The 22,861-nt window shown below is 44.9% G+C and carries 21 protein-coding genes and 1 pseudogene; 3 read left to right on the top strand and 19 right to left on the bottom strand.

Annotation, left to right across the window (positions count from 1 at the left end):
• The coding region (locus tag KIH86_RS17605) for a poly(ethylene terephthalate) hydrolase family protein (RefSeq protein WP_223110581.1) at nt 1–928 on the top strand (928 nt) is incomplete at its 5' end.
• Nucleotides 929–1,376: 448 nt separating this feature from the next.
• Here the strand turns inward: KIH86_RS17605 and KIH86_RS17610 are convergent.
• Genes KIH86_RS17610 through KIH86_RS17630 form a run of 5 tightly spaced genes read right to left on the bottom strand, consistent with a single transcriptional unit; the run spans nt 1,377 to nt 7,177 of the window.
• The gene (locus KIH86_RS17610; protein ID WP_223082380.1) at nt 1,377–2,399 is read right to left on the bottom strand and encodes a zinc-binding alcohol dehydrogenase family protein; all 1,023 of its coding nucleotides are present in this window, start codon (nt 2,397–2,399) and stop codon (nt 1,377–1,379) included.
• Entirely contained in the window at nt 2,399–3,364 is a 966-nt protein-coding gene (locus KIH86_RS17615; protein ID WP_223082379.1) for an aldo/keto reductase, read from the bottom strand. The genes KIH86_RS17610 and KIH86_RS17615 overlap by 1 nt, the downstream gene beginning before the upstream one ends.
• Nucleotides 3,364–4,860, bottom strand: a complete 1,497-nt coding sequence (locus KIH86_RS17620) for a UxaA family hydrolase (protein WP_223082378.1) — start codon at nt 4,858–4,860, stop codon at nt 3,364–3,366. The genes KIH86_RS17615 and KIH86_RS17620 overlap by 1 nt, the downstream gene beginning before the upstream one ends.
• Complete coding sequence (locus KIH86_RS17625; RefSeq protein ID WP_223082377.1) at nt 4,857–6,350, bottom strand: tagaturonate reductase; 1,494 nt, start codon at nt 6,348–6,350, stop codon at nt 4,857–4,859. Before KIH86_RS17625 ends, KIH86_RS17620 begins: the two co-directional genes overlap by 4 nt.
• Nucleotides 6,347–7,177 (bottom strand): amidohydrolase family protein, encoded by an 831-nt coding sequence (locus KIH86_RS17630; protein ID WP_223082376.1) that lies wholly within the window; start codon nt 7,175–7,177, stop codon nt 6,347–6,349. The genes KIH86_RS17625 and KIH86_RS17630 overlap by 4 nt, the downstream gene beginning before the upstream one ends.
• A 161-nt stretch (nt 7,178–7,338) precedes the next feature.
• Between KIH86_RS17630 and KIH86_RS17635 the strand changes: the two genes are divergently transcribed.
• On the top strand, nt 7,339–8,211 hold the full coding sequence (locus KIH86_RS17635; RefSeq protein ID WP_223082374.1) for a helix-turn-helix domain-containing protein: 873 nt from the start codon (nt 7,339–7,341) through the stop codon (nt 8,209–8,211).
• 539 nt (nt 8,212–8,750) lie between these two features.
• On the opposite strand, the gene KIH86_RS17640 is transcribed toward KIH86_RS17635, so the two are convergent.
• Together KIH86_RS17640 and KIH86_RS17645 are read right to left on the bottom strand one after the other, a co-directional pair.
• Nucleotides 8,751–10,220, bottom strand: a complete 1,470-nt coding sequence (locus KIH86_RS17640; RefSeq protein WP_223082371.1) for a glycoside hydrolase family 32 protein — start codon at nt 10,218–10,220, stop codon at nt 8,751–8,753.
• A gap of 119 nt (nt 10,221–10,339) precedes the next feature.
• Nucleotides 10,340–11,163 (bottom strand): annotated as a pseudogene (locus KIH86_RS17645) (LacI family DNA-binding transcriptional regulator).
• A 494-nt stretch (nt 11,164–11,657) separates the two neighbouring features.
• Between KIH86_RS17645 and KIH86_RS17650 the strand changes: the two are divergent.
• Complete coding sequence (locus KIH86_RS17650; RefSeq protein WP_223082366.1) at nt 11,658–11,891, top strand: hypothetical protein; 234 nt, start codon at nt 11,658–11,660, stop codon at nt 11,889–11,891.
• Nucleotides 11,892–11,911: 20 nt separating this feature from the next.
• Here KIH86_RS17650 and KIH86_RS17655 read toward each other — a convergent pair whose 3' ends face one another.
• The 12 genes from KIH86_RS17655 to KIH86_RS17710 form a co-directional block, all read right to left on the bottom strand.
• On the bottom strand, nt 11,912–12,118 hold the full coding sequence (locus tag KIH86_RS17655) for a transcriptional regulator (protein WP_223082364.1): 207 nt from the start codon (nt 12,116–12,118) through the stop codon (nt 11,912–11,914).
• A gap of 498 nt (nt 12,119–12,616) precedes the next feature.
• Entirely contained in the window at nt 12,617–12,955 is a 339-nt protein-coding gene (locus KIH86_RS17660; protein WP_235775463.1) for a YolD-like family protein, read from the bottom strand.
• 1,382 nt (nt 12,956–14,337) lie between these two features.
• Nucleotides 14,338–14,760, bottom strand: coding sequence for a hypothetical protein (locus KIH86_RS17665; protein ID WP_223110583.1), 423 nt, complete (start codon nt 14,758–14,760; stop codon nt 14,338–14,340).
• A 363-nt stretch (nt 14,761–15,123) separates the two neighbouring features.
• The gene (locus tag KIH86_RS17670; RefSeq protein ID WP_223110585.1) at nt 15,124–15,351 is read right to left on the bottom strand and encodes a hypothetical protein; all 228 of its coding nucleotides are present in this window, start codon (nt 15,349–15,351) and stop codon (nt 15,124–15,126) included.
• Nucleotides 15,352–16,356: 1,005 nt separating this feature from the next.
• Nucleotides 16,357–17,151 (bottom strand): M15 family metallopeptidase, encoded by a 795-nt coding sequence (locus KIH86_RS17675; protein WP_223082298.1) that lies wholly within the window; start codon nt 17,149–17,151, stop codon nt 16,357–16,359.
• Complete coding sequence (locus KIH86_RS17680; RefSeq protein ID WP_235775464.1) at nt 17,151–17,609, bottom strand: phage holin family protein; 459 nt, start codon at nt 17,607–17,609, stop codon at nt 17,151–17,153. Before KIH86_RS17680 ends, KIH86_RS17675 begins: the two co-directional genes overlap by 1 nt.
• 218 nt (nt 17,610–17,827) lie before the next feature.
• A complete protein-coding gene (locus KIH86_RS17685) occupies nt 17,828–19,540 on the bottom strand; it encodes a hypothetical protein (RefSeq protein WP_223082295.1) in 1,713 nt (570 codons plus the stop codon).
• 12 nt (nt 19,541–19,552) lie between these two features.
• Complete coding sequence (locus tag KIH86_RS17690) at nt 19,553–20,098, bottom strand: YmfQ family protein (protein WP_223082292.1); 546 nt, start codon at nt 20,096–20,098, stop codon at nt 19,553–19,555.
• Nucleotides 20,095–21,156 (bottom strand): baseplate J/gp47 family protein, encoded by a 1,062-nt coding sequence (locus tag KIH86_RS17695; RefSeq protein ID WP_235775465.1) that lies wholly within the window; start codon nt 21,154–21,156, stop codon nt 20,095–20,097. The genes KIH86_RS17690 and KIH86_RS17695 overlap by 4 nt, the downstream gene beginning before the upstream one ends.
• Nucleotides 21,146–21,562, bottom strand: coding sequence for a DUF2634 domain-containing protein (locus KIH86_RS17700; RefSeq protein ID WP_223082288.1), 417 nt, complete (start codon nt 21,560–21,562; stop codon nt 21,146–21,148). Before KIH86_RS17700 ends, KIH86_RS17695 begins: the two co-directional genes overlap by 11 nt.
• Complete coding sequence (locus KIH86_RS17705) at nt 21,559–21,894, bottom strand: DUF2577 domain-containing protein (RefSeq protein WP_223082286.1); 336 nt, start codon at nt 21,892–21,894, stop codon at nt 21,559–21,561. The genes KIH86_RS17700 and KIH86_RS17705 overlap by 4 nt, the downstream gene beginning before the upstream one ends.
• 3 nt (nt 21,895–21,897) lie before the next feature.
• Nucleotides 21,898–22,860 carry an XkdQ/YqbQ family protein gene (locus KIH86_RS17710; protein WP_223082284.1) on the bottom strand — a complete coding sequence of 321 codons (963 nt, stop codon included), beginning with the start codon at nt 22,858–22,860 and terminating at the stop codon, nt 21,898–21,900.
• Between the last annotated feature and the right edge of the window lies 1 nt (nt 22,861).

The following is a 22,861-nucleotide window of genomic DNA, read 5'->3' on the forward strand; positions in this document are numbered from 1 at the left end:
AAGGAAGGCTCTTTCTATTTTCATTGCAGTAATCCTTTGGCTTCTGGTCGGCTTTTTATTTCTAAGACACGCTTTTAATGCACCAATGGTTAAAGAAGGATATTACATTAAGGTGGATGCTGCCTACACGTTAGAGCAAAAGTACACCAAGCTTGGGGAATACGAGACTAGGGCTACCGAAATAAAAAGCGGCGAAACATTATTTGATACGTATAAAGTATGGTATCCATCTGCACTGGAGCAAAATAATAATGAGAAATTCCCAATAGTAGTTATGGCGAATGGTACAGGTGTGCCTTTTTCGAAATTCAGTCCAATATTTGAACATTTGGCTTCTTGGGGCTTTGTCGTCATTGGAAATAATGATTCCAGTTCCTGGACGGGAGTATCGTCTTCCGATGCTCTAAAATTTATCATCGCCTTAAATGAGAATAGTAAGAGCGTTTTTTATAACAAATTAGATACGAAGAACATTGGGATATCCGGGCATTCACAAGGCGGAGTAGGTGCGATTAATGCAGTAACTCAATTCACCAATAGCAATATGTTTACCTCAATCTATACGGCTAGCGCTACATCTATGGAACTTTCTGATGCTCTGAAATGGAGTTATGATGCAACAAAAATTAAGATACCTTATTTTATGGTGGCAGGTACGGGTAAGTTTGATTCAGAAACGATTGCACCGCTTGCTTCTCTAAATGAAAACTTTGGAAATTTGAACGACGGTATACCTGCTGTTATGGCAAGAAGAAGAAATGTTGATCACGGTGAGATGTTGGCCTATGCGGATGGATACATGACGGCATGGTTCCGTTACACCCTGATGAACGATGAAGAAGCAAGTAAGGTATTTCGTGGAGATTCACCTGAAATTAAGGAGAATACAACCAATTGGCAAGATGTCCATATTAAAAATATAAAATAAGCAGGGAGGAGGGGCAGCTTGCCCCGTCCTCTCAACATACGGGTTCGCATGCGGCGCTTTCAAATGGAATGGTTAACGAAGTTCCACAACGGCTAACCCCTACGCTCATCTTGAATACAGTGCCAAGATTACAGCTGTCAATGTTATGGCAAGTGCTTGCAGTTCTAAAGCAAAAAAACGCCGTACAGGCCTTCTTTTCAAAAGAAGATGTACGGTGTTTTTGTTGAAAGGATGCCGAGGACCGGGATCGAACCGGTAGAAGTTAATACAAAAAACAAGTATAGGAACAACGAAATCTTAACAAGATCCTGACAAAACTCGTCCGTTATTTGTGATCTAACGAGAAATATCATTAATCTATCTATTAAATTCAAAGTAAAATCTTTAGAATTTGGTGTCTTACAAGTTATTTTATCTTGGTTCNTTCATCCTCAAAATATAATCATCTTCAATCGTTAATTTCAACCAAGGCTTTTATAACCTTGGCTTCTGGCTTCAGCCAGTAATCGAAATGATTAATCATTTCCTTAAATGCTGCACGATGTGTAACGTAACGGTCGATATCTACGTAACCCGCAGAGATTGCCTGCAATACGAAGTCAAAGTCATCCATCGTTGCATTACGACTGCCCATGAGCGTCATTTCGTGACTATGGAAATTTGGGTCATTAAAGGTAATATCGCTTTTTACTAGCCCTACGTATATCAGCGACCCACCATGCGCAACCAGATCAAATGCTCCAGTCATCGAAGCCACATTCCCGGTAGCATCGATAACAATCGGTGCGGATTCGCTGCCTGTGATTTGTGCAAGTTGCTCCTTTGGCTGTTGAAGCGCATGAATCGTATGCTCTACCAAGGCCCAAGATCGGCAGAAGGCAAGACGTTCTTCATTGACGTCCATGGCGATTACTTTAGCCCCGGCAAAGCGAGCAAGAGCCATAACACCAAGTCCTATGGGGCCTGCCCCGATAACCAGTACAGTATCTCCGGCAGCCACTCTGGCTCGGCGGAGCGCATGAGCTCCAATGGCCAGCGGCTCAAGCATGGCGGATTGATCCAAAGTCAGATCATTGGTCTTAATCAAATGATTAACCGGAATTGCGACGCGTTCACGCATACCGCCGTCGATATGAACTCCAAACACTTTCATATTTTCACAGCAGTTCGTCTTCCCACTGAGGCAAGCAGTACACTCTCCACAGTGCATATAAGGAATAATGCTGACCTGATCTCCTACTCGAAGCCCGGCTTCGTGGTCTCCAATAGCCTCAATCACTCCTGCCAGCTCGTGGCCCAATACACGTGGATAGACAAAATAAGGTTGGTTTCCTTGATAGGCATGCAGATCCGTGCCGCAAATGCCAATACGACGGATACGTACCAATGCCTTTCCTTCCTCAAGGGCCGGCTCTGGTAGATCCTCTCGCCATTCAAATTTACCGATTTCCTTGCAGACAATCCCCTTCATTATGCAATGTCGCTCCCTTCACGCTGTGCCAGACGTTCATTATATTCTGGACGACCACTGACCCAAGATTCATTATGGATTGGCATAAGAATCTCCTGAACTTTCATAAGCAGTTCTCTGTCTATTGGCTCATCAGTCCAGCCTGCATTCTTGAGAATATTACCAGGGCTGGCCGTACTGACAAGTGTCGTTGGAATCTGTTCGTTATCGGTTGAATACTGCACAGCGAGCTTAGCAATATCAGCGCCTTCGGAAGCGCAAAACTCAGCAGCTTGTCTGCAAATCTTCTTGAGTTCAGAGCTTGCCGGATGCCAATCCGCTGTTTCACGAGTGCTCAAGAGACCCATTGCGAGCGGCGAAGCGTTAACTAACCCAACTCCTCTCTCTTGTAACAACGGCAACACTTTCAGCAAGGAAGTATCATTCAGCGAATAATGGCAATATGAAAGAATGGCATCCACATCGATCTGCGGCAGTAAAGTTTCAAAAAGCTGCAAAGGGAGACCACTGATGCCAGAAAAACGAATTTTACCTTGCTCCTTTAGCTTCTGCATAGCCGGAACCGCTTCTTCCAGAATGATGTCTGCCGGTACGAATTCGATATCATGCAGGAATAAAATATCAAGATAATCGGTATGAAGCCGATCTAAGCTTTCTTCTACACTGCTGAGGATGCGTTTTGCTGTAAAATCGAATGTGGATTCACCGTAACGGCCTGCTTTTGAAGACAACAGAAACTTGTCGCGTGGCAATTGTTGAATAGCTTTGCCAAGAACGCTCTCCGCTTTGGTCAAGCCGTAATATGGAGATACGTCGATATAGTTAATACCTGTTTCAATGGCGGTATGAACCGTTCGTATACTCTCACTGTCATCCGTCTGGCGAAAAACAGAGCCAAGTGAGGAAGCTCCAAAGCTAAGCACAGATACATCCAATCCGGTATTACCGAGTTTACGAAATTTCATTACAAAATCACCCCGTCCTTAAATATGGCTATTTCTTTGAAGCCGTTGGTTTCATTTAATGTTCTGATATCGCCTGAAGCGAGCACAATCAATTTCTCCCATAGCTCATCGGTCAGTTCTAACATTGATTTGCCTTCAAGCAGTTGTCCGGCATTGAAATCAATCCAGTTTCGCTTGCGCTCTGCAAGCTCGCTGTTAGAAGATATCTTGACTGTAGGCACTGGCCCTCCGAATGGAGTGCCTCGCCCAGTTGTAAACAAGACCATATGTGCACCCGAGGCTGCCAAAGCTGTTACCGACACCAGATCATTCCCCGGGGCCTGCACCAGGTTTAGGCCAGGCTTCGAGACATGATTACCGTACAATAACACATCACTTACGATGGCATGACCGCCCTTTTGCGTGCAGCCCAGCGATTTCTCTTCCAGCGTGCTAATCCCACCCGCTTTATTTCCAGGTGAAGGATTCTCATAAATGACTTGATTGTGCCTTACAAAATACTCCTTGAAGTCATTGATGAGTGAAACAATCTGCCCAAATACCTCTACATTTTCAGCGCGGTTCATCAGAATCGTCTCCGCGCCAAACATTTCCGGCACTTCGGTCAGAATAGCCGTTCCTCCGAAGGAGGTCACACGGTCAGCAATCGTCCCCACAAGCGGATTGGCTGTGATGCCGGATAAACCATCCGAACCACCACATTTCAAACCAATTTTGAGTCTGTTAACGGATACAGGCTCACGTTCGAACGTTGCCGCATAATCGGCAAGTTCCTCAAGAAGTAGCATACCTTTTTCTAGTTCATCTGCTTCATCTTGTGTACGCATAAACCGAACCTTCTGCGAATCGACTTCACCTACAGCTTTGCGAATAGAATCCAGTTGATTATTTTCGCAGCCGAGGCCGATTACCAACACCCCTGCAGCATTTGGATGATTTACAAGTGAAGCCAGGAGTTTTTCTGTATACTCTAGATCATCACCGAGTTGCGAACAACCGTATGGATGAGCAAAATGGTACACTCCCTCGACTATTCCAGCGAATTGTTCGGCACCTTTACGTGCCAGAATTTCGCAGGTTTTATTAATACAGCCTACCGTGTTAATGATCCAAATTTCATTACGGATACCTACATCACCATTTGGACGGATATAGCCCTGAAAAGTTGGAGAACCAACTGGTTCCGCTTTAGCAAATGATGCTAATTGCGGATTATAGTCATAACACAGTTTTGCACCGAGGCCTGTCCTAAGGTTATGAGTATGTACCCAGATACCAGGCACCAACTCTTCTTTAGCTTTGCCAATTGAATATCCAAATTTAAGTACATCCATTCCTTCATCAACTGGTGAGGTCAATATTTTATGACTTTTAGGAATATCCTCTTTGAGTGCAAGCGACACCCCATTCTCCAATGTTATCGTTTCACCTGCCGAGAATGGTCTCAATGCAATGACCACGTGATCTTTTTCTGACAACCGTACCCAATCGTTCATTGTTGTCTCCCCCTCTCCCAGCGGTCTATGCAGGCTGCAACCGCACTTGTTAGTCCGGTCCATTCAGCAAGCGATTGACCCCAGAGCAATTCTTCGGACAATAATCGATAAATAATTTGCTCTGTCGATTCACCTGCAGTTTTCCCAGAAGACCAGATCCCTGCAATGATGTTTAGCATTTCAATGTTATCTCTTACTGTATAAATTTCTCCTGAGAGTTTAGCTCCTGTATACAAACCGTCTTCTGTTTTCTCTACGTGATAATAGCGCAAGAGGCCAGCCAAGCCATGCACCAGTTGCTCAGGAAGAGCCTTGCCTTGTTTGCCATAGTAAGCCAGAGTCGGTAGCAATCGCACGCAGAATTTACTCAAGCTGTTCATAGCGATGTCCTCAAGACGGTGGCGGATATACGGATTCGCAAATCTTTCAAAAACATTGGCGGCATACGCCTTGATCTCATCCTCCGAATAAGGAAGTGTTGGTAAAATCTCATGCATGACCACCTCACGAACACGTTGGCCAAGCATGGGATGTTCTAATAATTCACGGACATGCTCAATGCCGTGTATAAGCCCGAGCGGAGCCATCCAAGTATGCACTCCGTTAAGAATGCGGACTTTACGTTCCTGAAAAGGCTTCAGATCACTTGTAAAATGTACATTTAAGCCAGCTTGGCGGAATGGCAGCAGCTTATCAAGCTCCGGTCCCGTTTCGATAGCCCATAAATGATAAGGCTCTGCTGTACAGAGCATTGTATCTTTCGTCCCCCATCCACGAAACCAATCCTCTGCTTCTTCTGTTGAAGGATAACCCGTCACAATACGATCTACCAACGAATTCAGAAATTTGTTATGCTCCCGTACCCATAATTTAAAATCAGATGGCAAATCCCAGTCTTCGGCGTACTTTAGCACAACATCCCGCAGTTTATCTCCGTTATGCTCCAGCAGCTCACAGGGGAGAAATGTTAGTCCGTGATCATGAGACCCTTCAAAAGCCTGAAAACGCAGAAACAATAAATAGGTTATTTTTCCCGGAAAGGATTGAATGGAACCACTACCAAGGGGTTCTGGTTGATAAGCAAGCCCCGCTTCTGTCGTGTTGGAAACGACCAACGAGAGATGCGGGTTAACGGCCAAGGCAGCAAATTTTCCCCATTCCGTGTATGGATCAAACACTTCAGAAAACACTGAAATGATTTCATTTCGGCTCATAGGCACGCCATTCTCTACGCCACGAATCACCAAAGTATATAGTCCATCCTGGGCAGCTAACCTTTGTATGTTCTTTTGTCCTGAGAGACGCGGTTGCACCACTGCGATGCTTCCAGTAAACAGCTCCTGTTTGCGGCATTCGTGAATCATCCAGTCGAAAAATCCTCGCAGGAAATTACCTTCACCAATTTGCAACACTGTTACAGGTGCTTCTTTCAGATTTTCATACCTGCGCTTGGCTTCTCCCACTAAAAGTGAACTTGTCAGTAAATTCATAGTCTGTAAAACTCCTTTGCATTGGCCCCGAATAAACGTTCACGTTCCCGCTCATTCCAAGTTTCCGGAAGGGCACTTTCCAGAATATCTACAACCTCTTCATATTCTGCCGCCAGTAAGCATACTGGCCAATCACTGCCATAAATCACTCGTTCTGGGCCGAAGAGCTCCAAAACATTCCGGATATATGGTTTGAATTCTTCCTTAGTCCACCCATGATGATCAGCTTCGGTAACCATTCCGGATATTTTGCAATAAATTCCGGGATACTTCGCAAACTCACCCATATAACTCAGCCACGGTTCTAAAGACTTATCCTTGATCAGTGGTTTAGCAATATGATCAATTACCCCACGCAGATTCGAAACCTTCTTCAGCAGCTCTAATACATGCTCCATTTGATGCGACACCAGTAATAGATCTACAGGCACCTCCTCGTCCGCGTAGCCTTGGAGCGCCTCGATAAACGATGGTTCCAGAATGCTGGAAGCATCTGGCATATCCTGAATCATAATCCGAAAACCTTTAAACTTGGGGTTCAGCTGAAACTCTTCATAATTCTTCCGGTGATTAGGGTCGAATAGATCAAGCCAACCAACAACACCGAGAGTTGACGAGGCTTGGTCTGCAAGCGAAAGAATGTATTTCGTCTCTTCGATAGTTGGGGCAGCTTGAACAATAACGCTCCCTGCAAAATTCTGCTTGTTCAACAATGGCTCCAGATCCACCGGCGTAAAGTCACGGTACAAAACCGGCAGTTCCGGTGTGATCCAACCATAATCTCCACGTTCGATTTTCCAGTAATGCTGATGAGCGTCGATACGCATCTTGCTGCACACCTCATTTTACTTTCATAATGTCATGCCCCTGCTCACTGAACATTGTATATCAAGTAAATCAGTTAAATAATCTCTCCAGCTTGCATTTTTATAACATATTTTGATATCTTGAAAGCATATCCCAAACATATTTAAAAGGAATGATATCGTTGAAACCAATCCGAAAACCCTTCTTCGGGGACCCGCTGTTTCCATTCGAATTCGCTTACAAAACAATAAAAAAACAGAGTAATGAGCTTCCAGACCATCTTCATGATCGCTATGAACTCGTTTATATCCATCAGGGTAAAGGCGTTTTTTTTATTGATAATACATGGTACGAGAAAAAAGAAGGGGACTTATTTATCATCCCAGGGAACACAATTCATCACTCATTACCTCATAACGAAAATCCTATTGTATCCTCTGCGCTCTATTTCGCACCTACGCTGCTATCCTTAGAATCAATCGATGATTCCTACAACAGCCTACTCTGCTTTGATTTTGCACGAAAAAAGAAGATATACCGGATTGAGTTACCAGAGGCTCTTCTTTCCGTCACAGAGTCATCACTGGAGCAAATTCAACAAGAACTTGCAGAGCAAAAGTCAGGTTACCATGATGCGGTAAGATTAATTTCTTGCCAGTTGCTGCTGGGAATCAACCGGCATATTCAGTCAATACGCGGACGAAATGCTATAGGTGAGCCTGGCGTCGGCCCATCCTGGATGAAAGAAATGCTGCACGAAATCGACCAACATCCCGAAGGGGAGGTCACCCTCGCACGGCTTGCAGAAAAAGCCAATGTATCTGCTCCCCACTTTTCACGTGTTTTCCGGCAACTGACAACGATGAACGTTACGCAATATGTAAATGCCAAGCGAATTATCCGTGCCAAGGAACTTTTAATCCGAACGAATAAAAACATTACTGAAATTGCTGAGTTATGCGGTTATGAAACGCCAACGCATTTCTATCGAGTATTTAAAGCTTTAACAGGTTTCACACCAAACAAATATCGACAAAACCAATCAAGCCAATAGTAAATCCGGGGAGCGTGAAAGCGGAAAGCTGTTCTTACATTTACCGCATGCCGTTCCAGTGGTTACAATTAGTGTAAGCGCTTAATGATTTTCACTTCCGAAAGATCGCATCATCCGAATGGCCAAATTGAGGGGAGACTAAAACATGAGTAAAAAAGAGCGGCAACCACATTGGCAGCCCTCATGCTGCTAGCTGGACTGGTTTCAGGCAATGGCGGAAACACAGGAATCAAGGTTGATGTTCAAATTATTCCTACAGATCAGGATATTTCGGCAAGGCTGCACTCTCTAATACGTATGACAAGCATATGGTGGCAATGGAAAGTGGCAAGTATGTTATGACGATGGTACCAGCTTATGAAGACGTCCAATCGAAAGCTAAACCCTCGCAGTATATGATGGCAGTTTGACCCAAGTAATCAATAAGAACAGAAAAAATATCGCAGCGGCCAAGGAATATCTCAGCTATATTTCCAGATCTGACGTACTCAAGAAATTTTAAATAAGCTTCCCGAACTTGCACCTCTTCACTTAATTCTTTAATAATCCCACTTAACAGCCGTAAAAGCAGTCTGTCCCCCGTGTGCAAAAAAACGAATGATATTGCTATCAATACTCGGAAAAACTCTGGATGTAAATACCACTTCCCCATCATTCACGAATACTTCAACAGAGGAATGATCTACAAATATATGGAACTTTATGTTTTCGTCGATTAACACACAAGCTCTTTCAGACCCGTATTCGGAAGCTATTGCTTCACCCGAGTGAGAACGGTCCAGAGTAACTTTCTTTAGAGTTGAATTGTATTTAATCACGGTTTTTTCTGTTGAACTCGCAAGAATTTCAATACCAAATTCATCAGAAGTTGAAGTGTTAAACTCGCAAGTCAGTTCGTATGATCTACCCTGAAACCCATTATATGTCTTCACCTCATTATTCAAGGTATCCGATACTGTATACTCTTTCTTCCGGAGGCTTTGGAGTTCTGGAACAGGCTGTTGAATTAACTTCCCGCCTCTAACGCTTAATTCTCTGGGAAGGGTGAGGCAGTGTGCCCAACCATTACGGTCTGTCGGAGTTTCGATATCAGGCAAGCCCATCCAACCAACTATTATACGTCTGCCATCAGGTGTGACCATCGTTTGAGGTGCATAGAAATCAAACCCCCGATCCAACTCAATAAATCCCCCATGGGTCATTGATCTTTGTTCGAGATTCAACTGTTCACCTAATACATACCCGGACTGATATATATTCCGATAATTCTCCCCTTCTGGTTCTATGCCTTGAGGACAGAATAACATGATCCCTTGGTTATCTAATTCAAAGTAATCAGGACATTCCCACATATAACCGAAAGAGTTCAGATCTATATTAAGCTCACCCTCAAATGTCCAATCGATCAAATTAGAGGAACTGTACAATACACTACAGCCTGTCAAATCCACCCTTTGAGCTCCAATCACAGAGTAGAAACGCTCATCTTTCTTCCAAACTTTCGGATCTCGGAAATGCTCCGTATATCCTTCTGGAACAGTATCAATCACAGGCCTCTTAAGCTTGGTTATTTTCCCGTTGTTGTCCATAATGGCCATACATTGATAGGGGTGTCTTACCTTTTGACTATCCCGAGTGTTCCCTGTATAAAACAAATATAATTGTTGATCGTGCTCTATAGCACTACCTGAGTAAGCCCCAAGATAGTCATAAAAACAATCCGGAGATAAACCAATTCCCATGTTGCCCCAATTTACCAAGTCATGGGATTTAATATGATACCAATACTTTAAACCATGAACTGGTCCTAAAGGATGCCATTGATAAAATAAGTGGTATTCGCCATTAAAATAGGAAAATCCATTGGGATCATTGAGAAGTCCCGTAATCGGCTGAACATGAAAGCTCTGCCTCCAAGGACAAGCTTTAACTTTATTTCGAAGATGATCCATTTCTTCCTGGCTTGTTTCTTCAATTCGCTTGTACTTATTTTCGTTGGAAATATCCATTTGGGTTGCTCCTTTTAGAACTGAAGTGAGTAAAATCATCCCTCAACGAATAGGAACCGGTTCCATTTCGAAATAAAAAAAGAAAACCGATGAATAGAACCGGTTCCACGGTTAGTATTTTATCTTTCAATTGTTTTACTGTCAACGCTTTCTCTTTCAATTAACTCATGTTCGGAAGAAGTAATCATTGGGAACATCTCACCATTTACCAATTTGATAATTCCATTTGCCGCATCACGTCCAGCGTTTGTATAATTGAACTTTATTGTGGTTAAAGCAGGATGAATAATTTCAGTAACTTCATACCCGCCGAAACCAGTAATGGATAAATCAGTGGGAATGTTTAAGCCTCTGACGTGGGCAGCTTTTAATGCTCCAAGGGCTATATTATCAGTTGCACATGCCAAAATGCTTGGATGAAAGCTATCTATAATTTCACCTGCTCTAATAACCGCCTCACTGATTGCGAATTGAGTTTCATAATACCTGACCTCACATCCATCCTTCTCATTTAGAGCCCTTCTGAAACCTTCTTTTCTCTTTACTCCAACCGCAATATCAGCTTCAGAAACACCAAGATAAGCAACTTTCCTATGACCTTTTTTCAGGATATATTCCCCAATTTCAAAGCCAGCTAATTCATTGTCATGGACTACACTATACACGTTGTCATGTTGTTGTCCCACTAATATGACGGGGATTTTTATAGTTTCAAATGCCTCTAAATGGATGTCCGTAANAGACGTGGAACAATGGTTCCAATGATATTGGTCTTTTTAGCTTTGAGGCTTTGTGCAAAGGTATTGGGCACATACCCTGTATTGTTTACGACACGTTCTATTTTCATTTTGGTTGATTCACTAATCGATCCGCCATTTAAATACCTCGAAACTGTACTTTTGGCTACGCCCGCCAAATTAGCAATATCAGCTATCGTCTTCATATTTACAACTCCATAATCAATCTTTTTCTCATAGCTTTGTTTTTTCATTATAGCGGGAATAATTAAAAAAAATCCAGCAACTGAGAATGGAATATGACAGAATTCTCGAATGCAGAGTCTGAACAAGAATCGCTCATCTTGAAGTCAGCACAACATCATTATGAGCGTACCCGAAAGCCTCGAATCTACACGAAAAAGAAGCGGCGTTAGCAAAATGTTAGCAAACTGCTCCATGAACGAACAAAGGGTTCCAGCTCAAATGAGCTGAAACCCTTGTTGTTCTAGTGCCGAGGACCGGGATCGAACCGGTACGGTAGTCACCTACCGCAGGATTTTAAGTCATGCCGGAGCGACCGAACACATTTATGTACATTATAAAACTCGTTGATATACAAGGGTGAACTATATAGTAACACGGGTCAATTTTAGCGAATATATGGGGATGATGAAGGATTCCGCCCCCAATTCGTCCCCGGAAATAAGGGGATATTATAATGAACCTGAAAGACATCACTCCGGGCCTTCGCGTCCGGATCGCTACTGACCACCCCAGCGGCCACGGCAGCCGCACCGGCAGAGTCGTCGCTGTCGGTACCTTCGAAGGCAGCTACACGATCGGCGCCCTGATCGATATCGGAGAGCCGTTATTGACCATCATCGAGCCGGAAGCTTTGGAGCCAGCACCGGACGAGCCGTTACCGCCAGGCTGGGAAGAGTTTGATATCTGAATCGCAAAGAGCCGCCCAGGTTATTCCTGTGGCGGCTCTCCCTTTTCGCGCTGAATCTTTTCTTTAATTGCCTCCATGATGTACGCGTTTCGGCTCATACCCGCGCTGTCCGCGGCAGCATCTATTTCCTCCCGGTACCCTTTAGGTGTCCAGAATTTCACCTGATCATAATTCGCTGCGTTGTACTTGTCTTTTGCCCGTGTCGAAGCCTTTCCTTTTGTCTCCATCTCGCGTACCTCCTTTCCTACAGAATACCACAACAAATATACTGTTACCAGTATAAAAAGACTTGCAAATATAGTGGTACCAGTATATAATAGAGATAAGAAAGGGGGTGAACACAGTGGATAAAACGAGAAAAGAAAGGCGACAAGAGCACCGGGTCGAAACAATCAAGATGGTGACTGCAATCATCGTCCTGATAAACTCGGTACTCACCCTCATCCTCCTGCTGACCAAGTAGGAAAACCCGAAACCTCGGCCCCGAAAGGGGCCGAGGCTAGGGGATGAAATACAAGGGTCGCCTTTCATCTCGATTATATCATAAGGAGCGATGAAGCATGAACCTGAAGGAGAGAACCACTATTTGGGCCACTTACGCCGCCTTGATAATCAGCATCGCCAATACGATTATCCTGCTGGCAAAGTGGTGATGTCCTTGTAGAGAAAGAACCGATTGTACAATCACAGAGCCTCGCTGGCGTCCTGCCGGCAGGGCTCTTGCCTTATGACGTCGCCGCAATAATTTCGTCCATCGCAATCCAATCCCAATCGTCCTCGCTCCAGCGCAATTTGATACGCTTGAGCCTCCGATCCACCTGCATGACAATTCCCTTTGCTTTCCGATCCACGAACGGGTCGTACAATGTCAAGGTAACTGGCGCGTGGTCTTCCATCGAATGATAAAGCGCTATGTCAATCAGCTCCCACTCCTGGGCGTCTAAGGTCGGCTTTTCTCTCCGTAGCTCCTCGTGATTGTCGTTCATGATACGCCGTTTATGTTCAGGCAGCACCATACGGCTGCTTTCCCATAAACCGTTACCTTCGAGTTTCTTACGTTCCACATAGGTCGCCTCCAACTAAATAAGAACATTTGTTTGTATTATATGCGAACGAATATTCCTTATGCAAACTGTAGTTTATTTCTCAGTTGGGATTTTAAAGTATATTTTNNNTCTTATTTCTGCAAATACATTTTAAAGGAGAATACATATGAAAAAAATTATATTGCCTGTCTTGATGTCATTGTTATTATTATTGAACTTTGCCCCAAACACATTTGCTGCGACAATGGGTGAGCCTTTGCTTACTCAAGAAGAAGGGTGGCAACGAATAGACGATAACGCTGATAACATTCAATATATTGGGACTGGATGGGGCATCCTTACAAGATCAGGGAACTATTATCAGGGGACCAGACACAACTCTTCCAGTTCAAAACTGGATGATAAAATAAGAATCGTCTTTAAGGGAACAAAATTAAGAATCATTAGCTCGGCATACCCTGAATACTCAAACGATCTTCGAATTTCTATCGATGGAGTTGAGGAACATTACTCACAGACTGCTCCCTCAGATAGAAACATAACACTTACTTACGAAAAAACAGGGCTAGAAAATAAAATTCATATCGTTGAAATAAGAAAAGTCACACAAGGTACCTATCAGGTTGATTTAACATTAGATGCAATTGANNNNAGATGCAATTGATATTGATTCAGATGGAGAACTTCTTGATCCTGGTTACACTGAACCTTCCCCAGAACCAACAATTGAACCAACAGAATCGCCATCAATAACTTCATCACCAACTACTACACCTGAACCAACTGCGACACCGACCACAACTCCATCCCCTACACCAGAACAGCCGACTGGTGATCGTGCGATCCTTGTCGTGACCATGAATACTGGGCTTGAAAAGGAATTCGATCTTCCTATGTCTGAGATCAATGCATTCCTCAACTGGTACGACTCTGCTTCTGGATCGTCCCGTTATGGAATTGATAAGCACGATAACAATAAAGGACCTTTCAGCAAACGAACTGATTATGTAATCTTCGATAAGATACTCACCTTTGAAGTGAGCGAATATACAGCAGATTAAATAACTAAACCCCGCTGGGCACAATGCCTGACGGGGTTTAGTTATTTATTGATCTGGGCCCGGAACTCAAAGCGTTCCCGAAAGTATCTCGATCCGGCAATCTTAATACTAACCGGGCTGTATGCTTCTATGCGGCCACCGTTGTCCATGAGGTGGCCGATTGGATCGGAGTCGAGACGGAACCAGACGGAAACGCGAGCGCCAGTTAAGGAGGCGGCTAGAAAGTCTGTGTCTGTGGTGAGGACTTTGTATGCAGTGCTCAAATAATCACCACCTATGTAAATACCCCGCCAGTGTTGGCAGGGCATGGTACTTCTTTTATGCAATCGGAGGATCGCACTAAATGAATAGTGGGGCAAGGGCATTAGCAAGCGTCGCACCAGCTGCAGATATTTGAATTCCTTTACCCAATCTACCAAAAAACTTAGTAACCCGTTCCTTATTCTTATTAGCAACTGCTTCTTTAAGCTTTTTGGCATCGTCAAGATTATCTTCACGTTCACTAGGATCAGCAATATTATTAATCTCTTCAAATAGCTTTTCAAACAACCCTTCCAGTTCACTATCTAGTTTTGTTTGATGGTAAGTCTGCTCATTATCATCGCCTTGGAAGATGGTATTACCAGAAAAGGAAGCACCAGAAAAATTGATTCCTTCCATTTTTCTCGATTTATCATTAATCTCCATAGAAAGGCCTCCATTGAATGACAAATTATTTATTGTAATTCCCATTTTCAAAACATCTGCAAGTGATGTTCCCATGACCGGAATATCTTTTAGTTCGGAAAAGTAATTGCCCTTATGGACTTTTTTTTTACATGTTCTAAATATGGCGGTAGAAAATCGAAAGCAACCCAAACTCTATCTGGGTCAGGAATGTAGTGAGTTCCACAAATACTGCAAATTCTCCAATCATTAGGAACTAAATCTGGAGACACAACTGCAAAATCACTATCTCCTTCAGGACACTCNAGATATTCAGTAACTGCCTTAAGATCAGCCACGCCACTTTGTGCACAAACAAAATGAGGGGAGAAGTGCTTCTTATTGTTTTGAGCCATGATTTCTAGAGTGTCATCCAGCAAAAATTCATGCTCCAACATTTCTCCCCCTCCCATTTTATAATTATAAATTAACCGAAGGTGGATCTAATTCCTCTTCCAGGCCAATTTCTTCATCAGTGGACTCAACTGTAGCAAATTTAATTTTTAAAATCAAATCAAAAACGTGTTGAATAACTTCTTCACCGACATTCGATCTAAACCAAAGTCCTTCATCGGTTATTACATATGAAATTTCATCTTCAAAACCAAAAGAGTAGGTATAATTAAATGACAGCGTTTTTTTCTTCATTGNTGGTACTGTTCCTCAACTTCTAAATCTACTACTTGAGTACTCGCAGTAACTTCTTTTGTAGCATATGCACCTTCAATCATTTTATGCTTAGCAGCCCTTAATTTTGCCTTAAGCTGAATCGCAAGCTCTCGCGCTTGTATTTCTGTAAGCTTTGTTATCTTATCCCAAACCGGCGTATCCTTTATCTCCATGATATCCAACAACGCTGATTTAAAAACCCGATTTTGCGACTGGCTCGCTCTTACTTCAATAGCGAATGGAGAAAAATGAATCACAACATAATCCACAACTTGTGCATTTCGTATTACAATTTCATAATTTTCAAGATACCGTCTAGGTGAACCCAGATACGAAAAAGCAAGAATAATTCTGTCTCCTACCTCGGTAGCTTTTATCAGTTTAGGTTCTGAATCCAATTCAGGGCGAAGTCCCCTCCCAAAAAGAGCTCCACTATATTTCTTTATAAGAAAATCCTTGAAAAACTCTTTGTTTTGCCAATCTGGTGACAAGTCGCTCATAATCATGTGGACGTTCACTGCTGTAGCACCAGCATATTGGAACTGATCCGCTATTTCCTGTCCAACAACAGGTTTCTTTTCGGCTATTGTTTTAGCCATCTCTTCGATAACTGATAATTTTGTTTCCTTATCTAGGTTTTCATTTTTCAAAATCTGTTTAAGCACACCGGATGGAACCTGCATTGCTAAAACATCGTTTAGTGCCATCTTAATCTCTCCTCTGTTCCGAAGAGATATGAGCAAGTCCAAAAAAGCCTCGAAATACTGGACAAAAAAGCATTATTTCGATAATATTATAATGATATCTGAAATTGAGTGTCGCACACACTCACGCCTTTATGGACATGTTAGCTCATATCGCTTCATGTCTATTTTTCTGTATTCTAACCTATATTCTGGAATATTGATAGTCTTATCTTGTGACTATTTTACTAAGAGCAATGGGAGATACTTCCAGTAAACATAATCCAAATGCTTGGGAATTTTACTTTGAAGTCGTATTGAACAGCCCCAAATTATAGAGCATCTGAATCACGTTCAGTTCCGGCTTCGACTTGTCCGTGCTCGTCTTGATCGCTCCGGCCGCCTTCGCTGCCTGAATTGCTTCCGTGTAGTAACTGGCATAGGTCTGTTTGCCATCAATGTTCAGGCGGGCTTCAAGGGCCGTTGTTCGATTAGTCAAATCAAGAATCAATCCCGCCTGTGCCTTAATAAGCTGCTTCGCCGCTTCAAACTCCTTCTTCTCATCAGCCGTCATGGCTTCATCCTCCTCTAATTGTGCAATTTTTTCCGTCACAGCATTGAGCTGCGCCTGCGTCGGACGCTTGCCGGCGCGGTAGTCAGCGGTACTCAGACCGAAATCCATTTGAAAATGAGGCAGGTCCTTAAAACTCGTCCAATCCCCGCCCCACTCCCAGCCGATCCGTTTGGCGTCCGCTACAACCTCCGACCAGTCTGCTACACCGTCTCCGTCTCCGTCGCGCTTCGTATCCCAGGACACTGATCCGTCCGGAAGCAACAGCGCGAAGTCGATGGCCACGCCAAAATTATGATAGCTGTATCCGCCTTTAGCGTTGGTCACGATCTGCCCGGGCTTTGTCCGGCCCTGCGCATATAAAGCATCCTGTTCTGCGATGGTCCGGAGTCCCTGCGTAATTACGATCGGCACGCCGTGGGCATAGGCAAATTCAATTAGCGCCGTAGCGGCATCTTTATTAACCGGCTGCAGCCCGGACAGACGAGCTGCAGACTTTGCCTTTACTTGCTCCAACGTCAACATTACTCCTCAGCTCCTTGTCTGCCTGCAGCCCGCTTAATCTTTTTGTCCAGTTCGCTGCCTACCCACTTAAGCACAACCTCCATTACAGATAAGGGTAACCAATCACCCCATCCAGCCCGGATTGAATTGGCCGTCATACTTTGTAAAACATGATATAAGGTGCCAACTGCCAGCGCACCGAAGATTGCCCCTGGAAACCCGAATACCGTATCTAGCAAATGTCCACCTGCTGGCAGAAGGAGCATGAAGAACGTTCGGAAAATTCCGTCAATTCCGTATTTGCTGGCATAGGTGTTATCTTTCTTCGCCGCCCGAATGCCGGACAGCCAGTCCATTACAATGAAAAATACAAGAGCGGCCATTACTGCAGAAACAGCATCCGTCTCCCCATACAAGAAATCGAATACTGGTACAGCTACCGCTCCAACTGCAGATGCTGCGATCTGTGATTTAGTCACAAGGTTCCCTCCCTCAAATAAATAGCCCCCAGGAATCCTCCCGAGGGCAACTTAAAAATCTGATGAACAGCACCGATCTAATGAGATTGCGTGCTTTAAAGTCAACCAGTAATGATAGGTGAAGACATTGCTCCAGAAGCATCTTTTCGAATATTCATTAATGAGCTAATGGTGCGATTTTGTTAATGAAATCCAAGCAATTCATATTACACCTCCTGTTAGGTTAACAAAATAGAGCGGAAGTAATATGTTCCGGCTACTAAGGATGTGAATGTTTTGTAATTGATGTCAAAGGCCGTGATACGGCTCATCTTTTCGAAAATAACAGATAAATATAGTGTACCGGAAGAGTCTTTACCAATACCATATATACAAACATCCCCCGCGTTTGTATCGGTAGACAATTTGAATATCACATAACCGAAGGAATTATTAGGCATATTTCCAAACCAATTATAAAGAACGGTTGGTGATGCTATTGTAACTCCGCCGGAAGTGGAAAAAGAACCCGATGAGGTAACCGGAACAACTAAAGTACCTGTCCGCTTAACCCCATTTACATAAGCTGTTTTACCAGATGCTATATCCGTAGCGGAGGCGTTAGAGTCTGATGTAGCTGAACCAGATATTTGCATAATAGATTTTCCCGCCATAATATTCGCAGGGTTAATATAAGAATTCATATCCGTTATTAATCCACTAGCCGCATTAACAACCTGAGAACCGATAGCAATATCAGGAGCCACTAGCATAACTCCGGGAGCAGTATTAACCGCAGCATATCCCGGAAAGTTTGTGGCTCGGTAGTCGGTGATTGTGCCCGTAAGTTTCGCACCATTTTTGTAAGCTGTCTTATTAGCCACAATGTCATCGGCTGTCGCCGTTGCGTTTGCAGTTAACAACGCTAGATCAGTATCCCACCATCCTCCATATTTTTTCACCATTTCATCTACTTCACTCAAGGAAGGCTCATTACCCGCACCATAAGCATCGGTCAGATCAATGAGCATAAATCCATCGTAATAAATGGTTGTGTTTGGAGTGTTATTATCTAATCTAGGGTAACTGGTTGACGAAGATGCAAAAGATAATATGCCGCTGATAAACGTCCAAGTGTTAGCCGTATCTAAAGTGGCTGTCACACTCGGTTCTGCCATACGTGCGTATGCCTGAACGGAGACCCCAGCTGTTGCGCTATACGCCCATACGCTGATGTAGTATTGATGTGCCGCCGTTATGGTAACAAGATCACCCATAGTTACAGTGGATTCTAACTGACCTGTCGGGCATGCTATAGCCAGAGAGTAACTTCCAAATTTCGCTTGCTCATTAGAATAAACTGCACCTGAAGCGGCTCCGGTATTTTCAAAGCTTCCATACTTTATTAAATTAGGGAGTTTAGGAACTACACCACCTCCTTCACCCTGTAATATAAAAGCCGATCCATTATATCTAATTGTATAAATAACCCCAGCTTTCAATTTACCAGGCGATAACGCCGAACCTTTGGAATCGAGAAGTTGGACGTTCCCAACTCCGCTAACATTGACTGTCACCGCGCCAGTATTTTCAACTGCATTTACAAAAACAAATCCCATTCCACCAACATAGGACGTTATGGCAGGCGTTAGAGTTAGTGTCTTAGCATTTGCCGTGCCAGAATCAATGCCAAATCCAGGTGAGCGCACATAATCGATCAGTGGGACCGAAGCCGCTGCTGCCGCATTGGCCTTTGCCTGCGCGCCGGCTGTAGTCTCCTTGTCGTTCCAAGTGGTACGCTCGGCAGCTGTAACGTGCTTGACAGTATCTCCTGCGTGCTGGTCAACCCTGTCCCAGTTCGCGTTCAGCATGGTATCGATGTTAAATGTATCGTTACCGTCTGTTGCCGGATTAACCTTGTACAAATTCAGATTTGGGGTATTCTCGGGCATAGTATCCCTCCTTTACAGGTTGTCCAGGAATGGAGCAAAATTCGACATCTTAGTAGCCTGCAGATCGCTGATCTTCATCACATTGACCTCGCGTACGAGCAGATAGCGGTACGTATAAGATAGGGTCATGTGGGCCGGCTTAATCTCTTCCAGTGATGATTTCAGATCATCCAAGTTCGGCGGGATACCGAGGTTGTCGATAAATTTAATGTTGATGCGGTATTCTCCTGGCACAACCGACACATCAATTGTTCCACCGGCATAGGCCTGCGCCACATTCCTCAACATCGATCCGGATACTTTCCCATAACCCCGCCGCTTTGAAATGACAACGGATCGGCGCTGACTGATCGGCTTGCTCAGATCGATTGTGATATTCAATTCCTTCTCGTAGCGTCCCAGCGCCCAGGTTGCCGACTCTGGATAAGCCTGATCCAGAAGCAGCCCCACCCGCGAAGCCAGCAGATCAAACTCGTCGCCCTCTGTCTCCAAGAGCTCATTCATATCTCGAACATCCCGGTAATATCCCGGCAGATATTCCTTCAGCCGATCACTCATGAGACGGTCACCGTCCCGACCACCGGCACAGCATCTTCAGCTGTCTCGATATTGGCCGCTCCTCCGTTGACTAACAGATTGGCATAATCGATCACCGGCGGAATGCCAAGAATGATGCCTTGGATTCGCGTATACCGGATAATCGTATCCGTAAAGGCCAAATCAGCCAGGTAATCCTTCAACCCTGTTATGATCTGTTCCTGCACCTGCGCCGTCGTCGCGCCGCTGGCCAGCGTCACGTCAACGGAGATATTAATCGGCAGCTCTGTCGCTCCGACTACAGTCACAACCGCGCCGATCGGCGCCACTCCCTCACCCATACCGTCCTGTGTCGGATCGATGTACGCCTGGACCGCTGCCACAACGGCTGGCTCTGGTGGCGTCATATCTTCGTCCAGTAGGACGACCTTTACCGTTCCTGCGCCATTCCAGAGTGGGAATGCCTTGACCCGACCAACTCCGCTTATCTCGCGAGCCCAGGCTTCATACTGATTCCGATTCCCGCTCGTGATCGGCTTCGTCACCAGCTCCTGGTATCGCTCATAAAGCGCGGCGTCCGTCTCTACATCCGTGCCCGGCGATAGCAGACTGGTGATAGAGGCGCTGGCCAAGCCATTAATAAAGGTGATCGGCAACAGTGTTCCAAAGGACTGGCCGCCCGCTGCGCCCGCCGTCTCTGCTTGCAGTCGATAGTTGCCGGTAGAAAGCTTGGCTATCACTATATAGTTCTGATCGCCGAGCGAGAAGCGGCTACCCAACGGGATATCCAGCAAGCCTCCGGCTGAGTCGCGGAATACTCCAAGCGTGACTGCCCGCGTCGCGGTCTTGCGCGTTACACCTGACCAGGCAACCGCTTTGTCCAGATAGTCTCCGCTTGCCGTGCTGGCGAACATCAGATTCGCATTCAGGTTCAACTCGACATACATCTGCGCCAGCTCGAGTGCAGCAGGTGCCGTGGCGTCATAAATGATGCTCCCTTCCCTTTTATCCAGATCATCCGGCACACGGTCCAGCATGCGCTGCAGAATTGCCTCAAAGGTTTGATCCTCATATGCCACCGCCACTCACCTCCAGCTCATTTGTATAGTTACCGTAGTCGCTCTCCACCAGGAAAGTAACTAAGGCGTTGTCTTGATCATACGAAAAGGCAAACTGCGTAACGGATACGATTCGATCATCCTGCATGAGCGCCTCTTTTACCCATCGTTCAAGCTCACTCTCAAATACCGCTCTTCCACGGACAGCTCCAACATCGGCCTCGCTGCCATAAGCATCGCTATAGATCAGATACTCAAAACGAGACGTGGACAGAATTTTAATCACAGATTGCTTGACCGCCTCCAGCCCATCCACTGTCGCCGCACCGATACGTCCCTTGACCAGATCGAGCTTATAGGTTCGACTGGGTTGTGGAGTTTCTTCCATATCCTCGTTCAGCAGCAACTCATCAGTTTGTGGAATCATGGCGACACCAGCCTATCGATTACGACGTAACGCTGACCACCTTGCATCCGGATCAAAAGCAGCTTATCGCCAGCGGACAGACCATTACGCAGGATGATCGGCTCCACCATCGCCTCTCCGGTCATCCCGCCGCCCGTTGAGTGGGCGTGGCTCAGATCCAGCTTCAACTCGGTCAGTGATTCAGGCAACAACAAAACATCCTTTGTCAGCTCCAATCGATTATCAACGATCACTTTAAGAGGATTCACGCTAGTTACTATGCCCATCTGGATGATGACCGGCCCAGCTGCAGCAACGGCTTCCTGAGCAGCTCTCTTGATGGCTTCAAGCATTATTTACACCAACCTCAATTCCAGATCCATGGTATGCACCCCTCCAGATTTATGGCTGCATTCCTCGACCAGAAAAAATTTATTGATATTCATCGCCTTAACGTATAAATTGACATAACAGCCGGCCCTCAGCCGATAGTCGCCCAGCGCTTCTACGGACAGGGTTCGCTTCTCCCGGTTTCGAAGAAGTAACAGATTGGTCAACCGCTCATTAATCTGTGCTTGGTTCAGATTCTCGTCCACCGATTCATACAGCTGCAGGAGCCCCCAGTTGGCGATGCTGGCGCTATCCCGGGTGACAAATAGATCCCGCTTACCCGTCTCTTTGTTGTCACGGTACAGGACAATCTGGTTGTACGTTTCATCGTCAATGCTTTGACTGTATGAATAGTCGGTCATCAGACTATCATCACCAATAACCAGCGGAAAACGCATAGAGGTGATATTTTGCAGGGTCAAGTAGCCGAATTTGTCATAGAACACAAAATTGGTACCATAATTGGTCAGGGTCTCATCCAATGCAGCCCAGATCATATCCAGGTACGTTTCGTTATCGCGGATCTGCGAGGGTATGACATACCCGGTATTGGCGAGTGTCCCGGTGCGTAACTGCATATCCTTGGCGATTTTCTGAACGACCTGTGTTGCGGTCATCTTCGAAAAGACGTAAGAGCCGGAGTTGGTCAGATAGCGAAGCTGATCGTAAGCCAAAATCTCAAGCTCCTCGGATTTTCCCGAATCGATCTTGAACACGAAGCCATAAAAGACCTTCTCCCCTTCATCTGTGAAACGAACTACGTCTCCGGTTTTCACTGTAAAGGTCCGGTCCTGATAGATCCCGCGGTTTACTAGCTTGAATTCAAGGGAGGATGGTTTACCGATCCGGTAAGTATGCCAGTTTACCTCGGCGACGATGCCAGACACATCCCAGACACTTCCATTTTTATTATCGATCAACAATTCCATA

Source organism: Paenibacillus sinensis (assembly GCF_019904155.1).
GTDB lineage: Bacteria > Bacillota > Bacilli > Paenibacillales > Paenibacillaceae > Paenibacillus_AQ > Paenibacillus_AQ sinensis.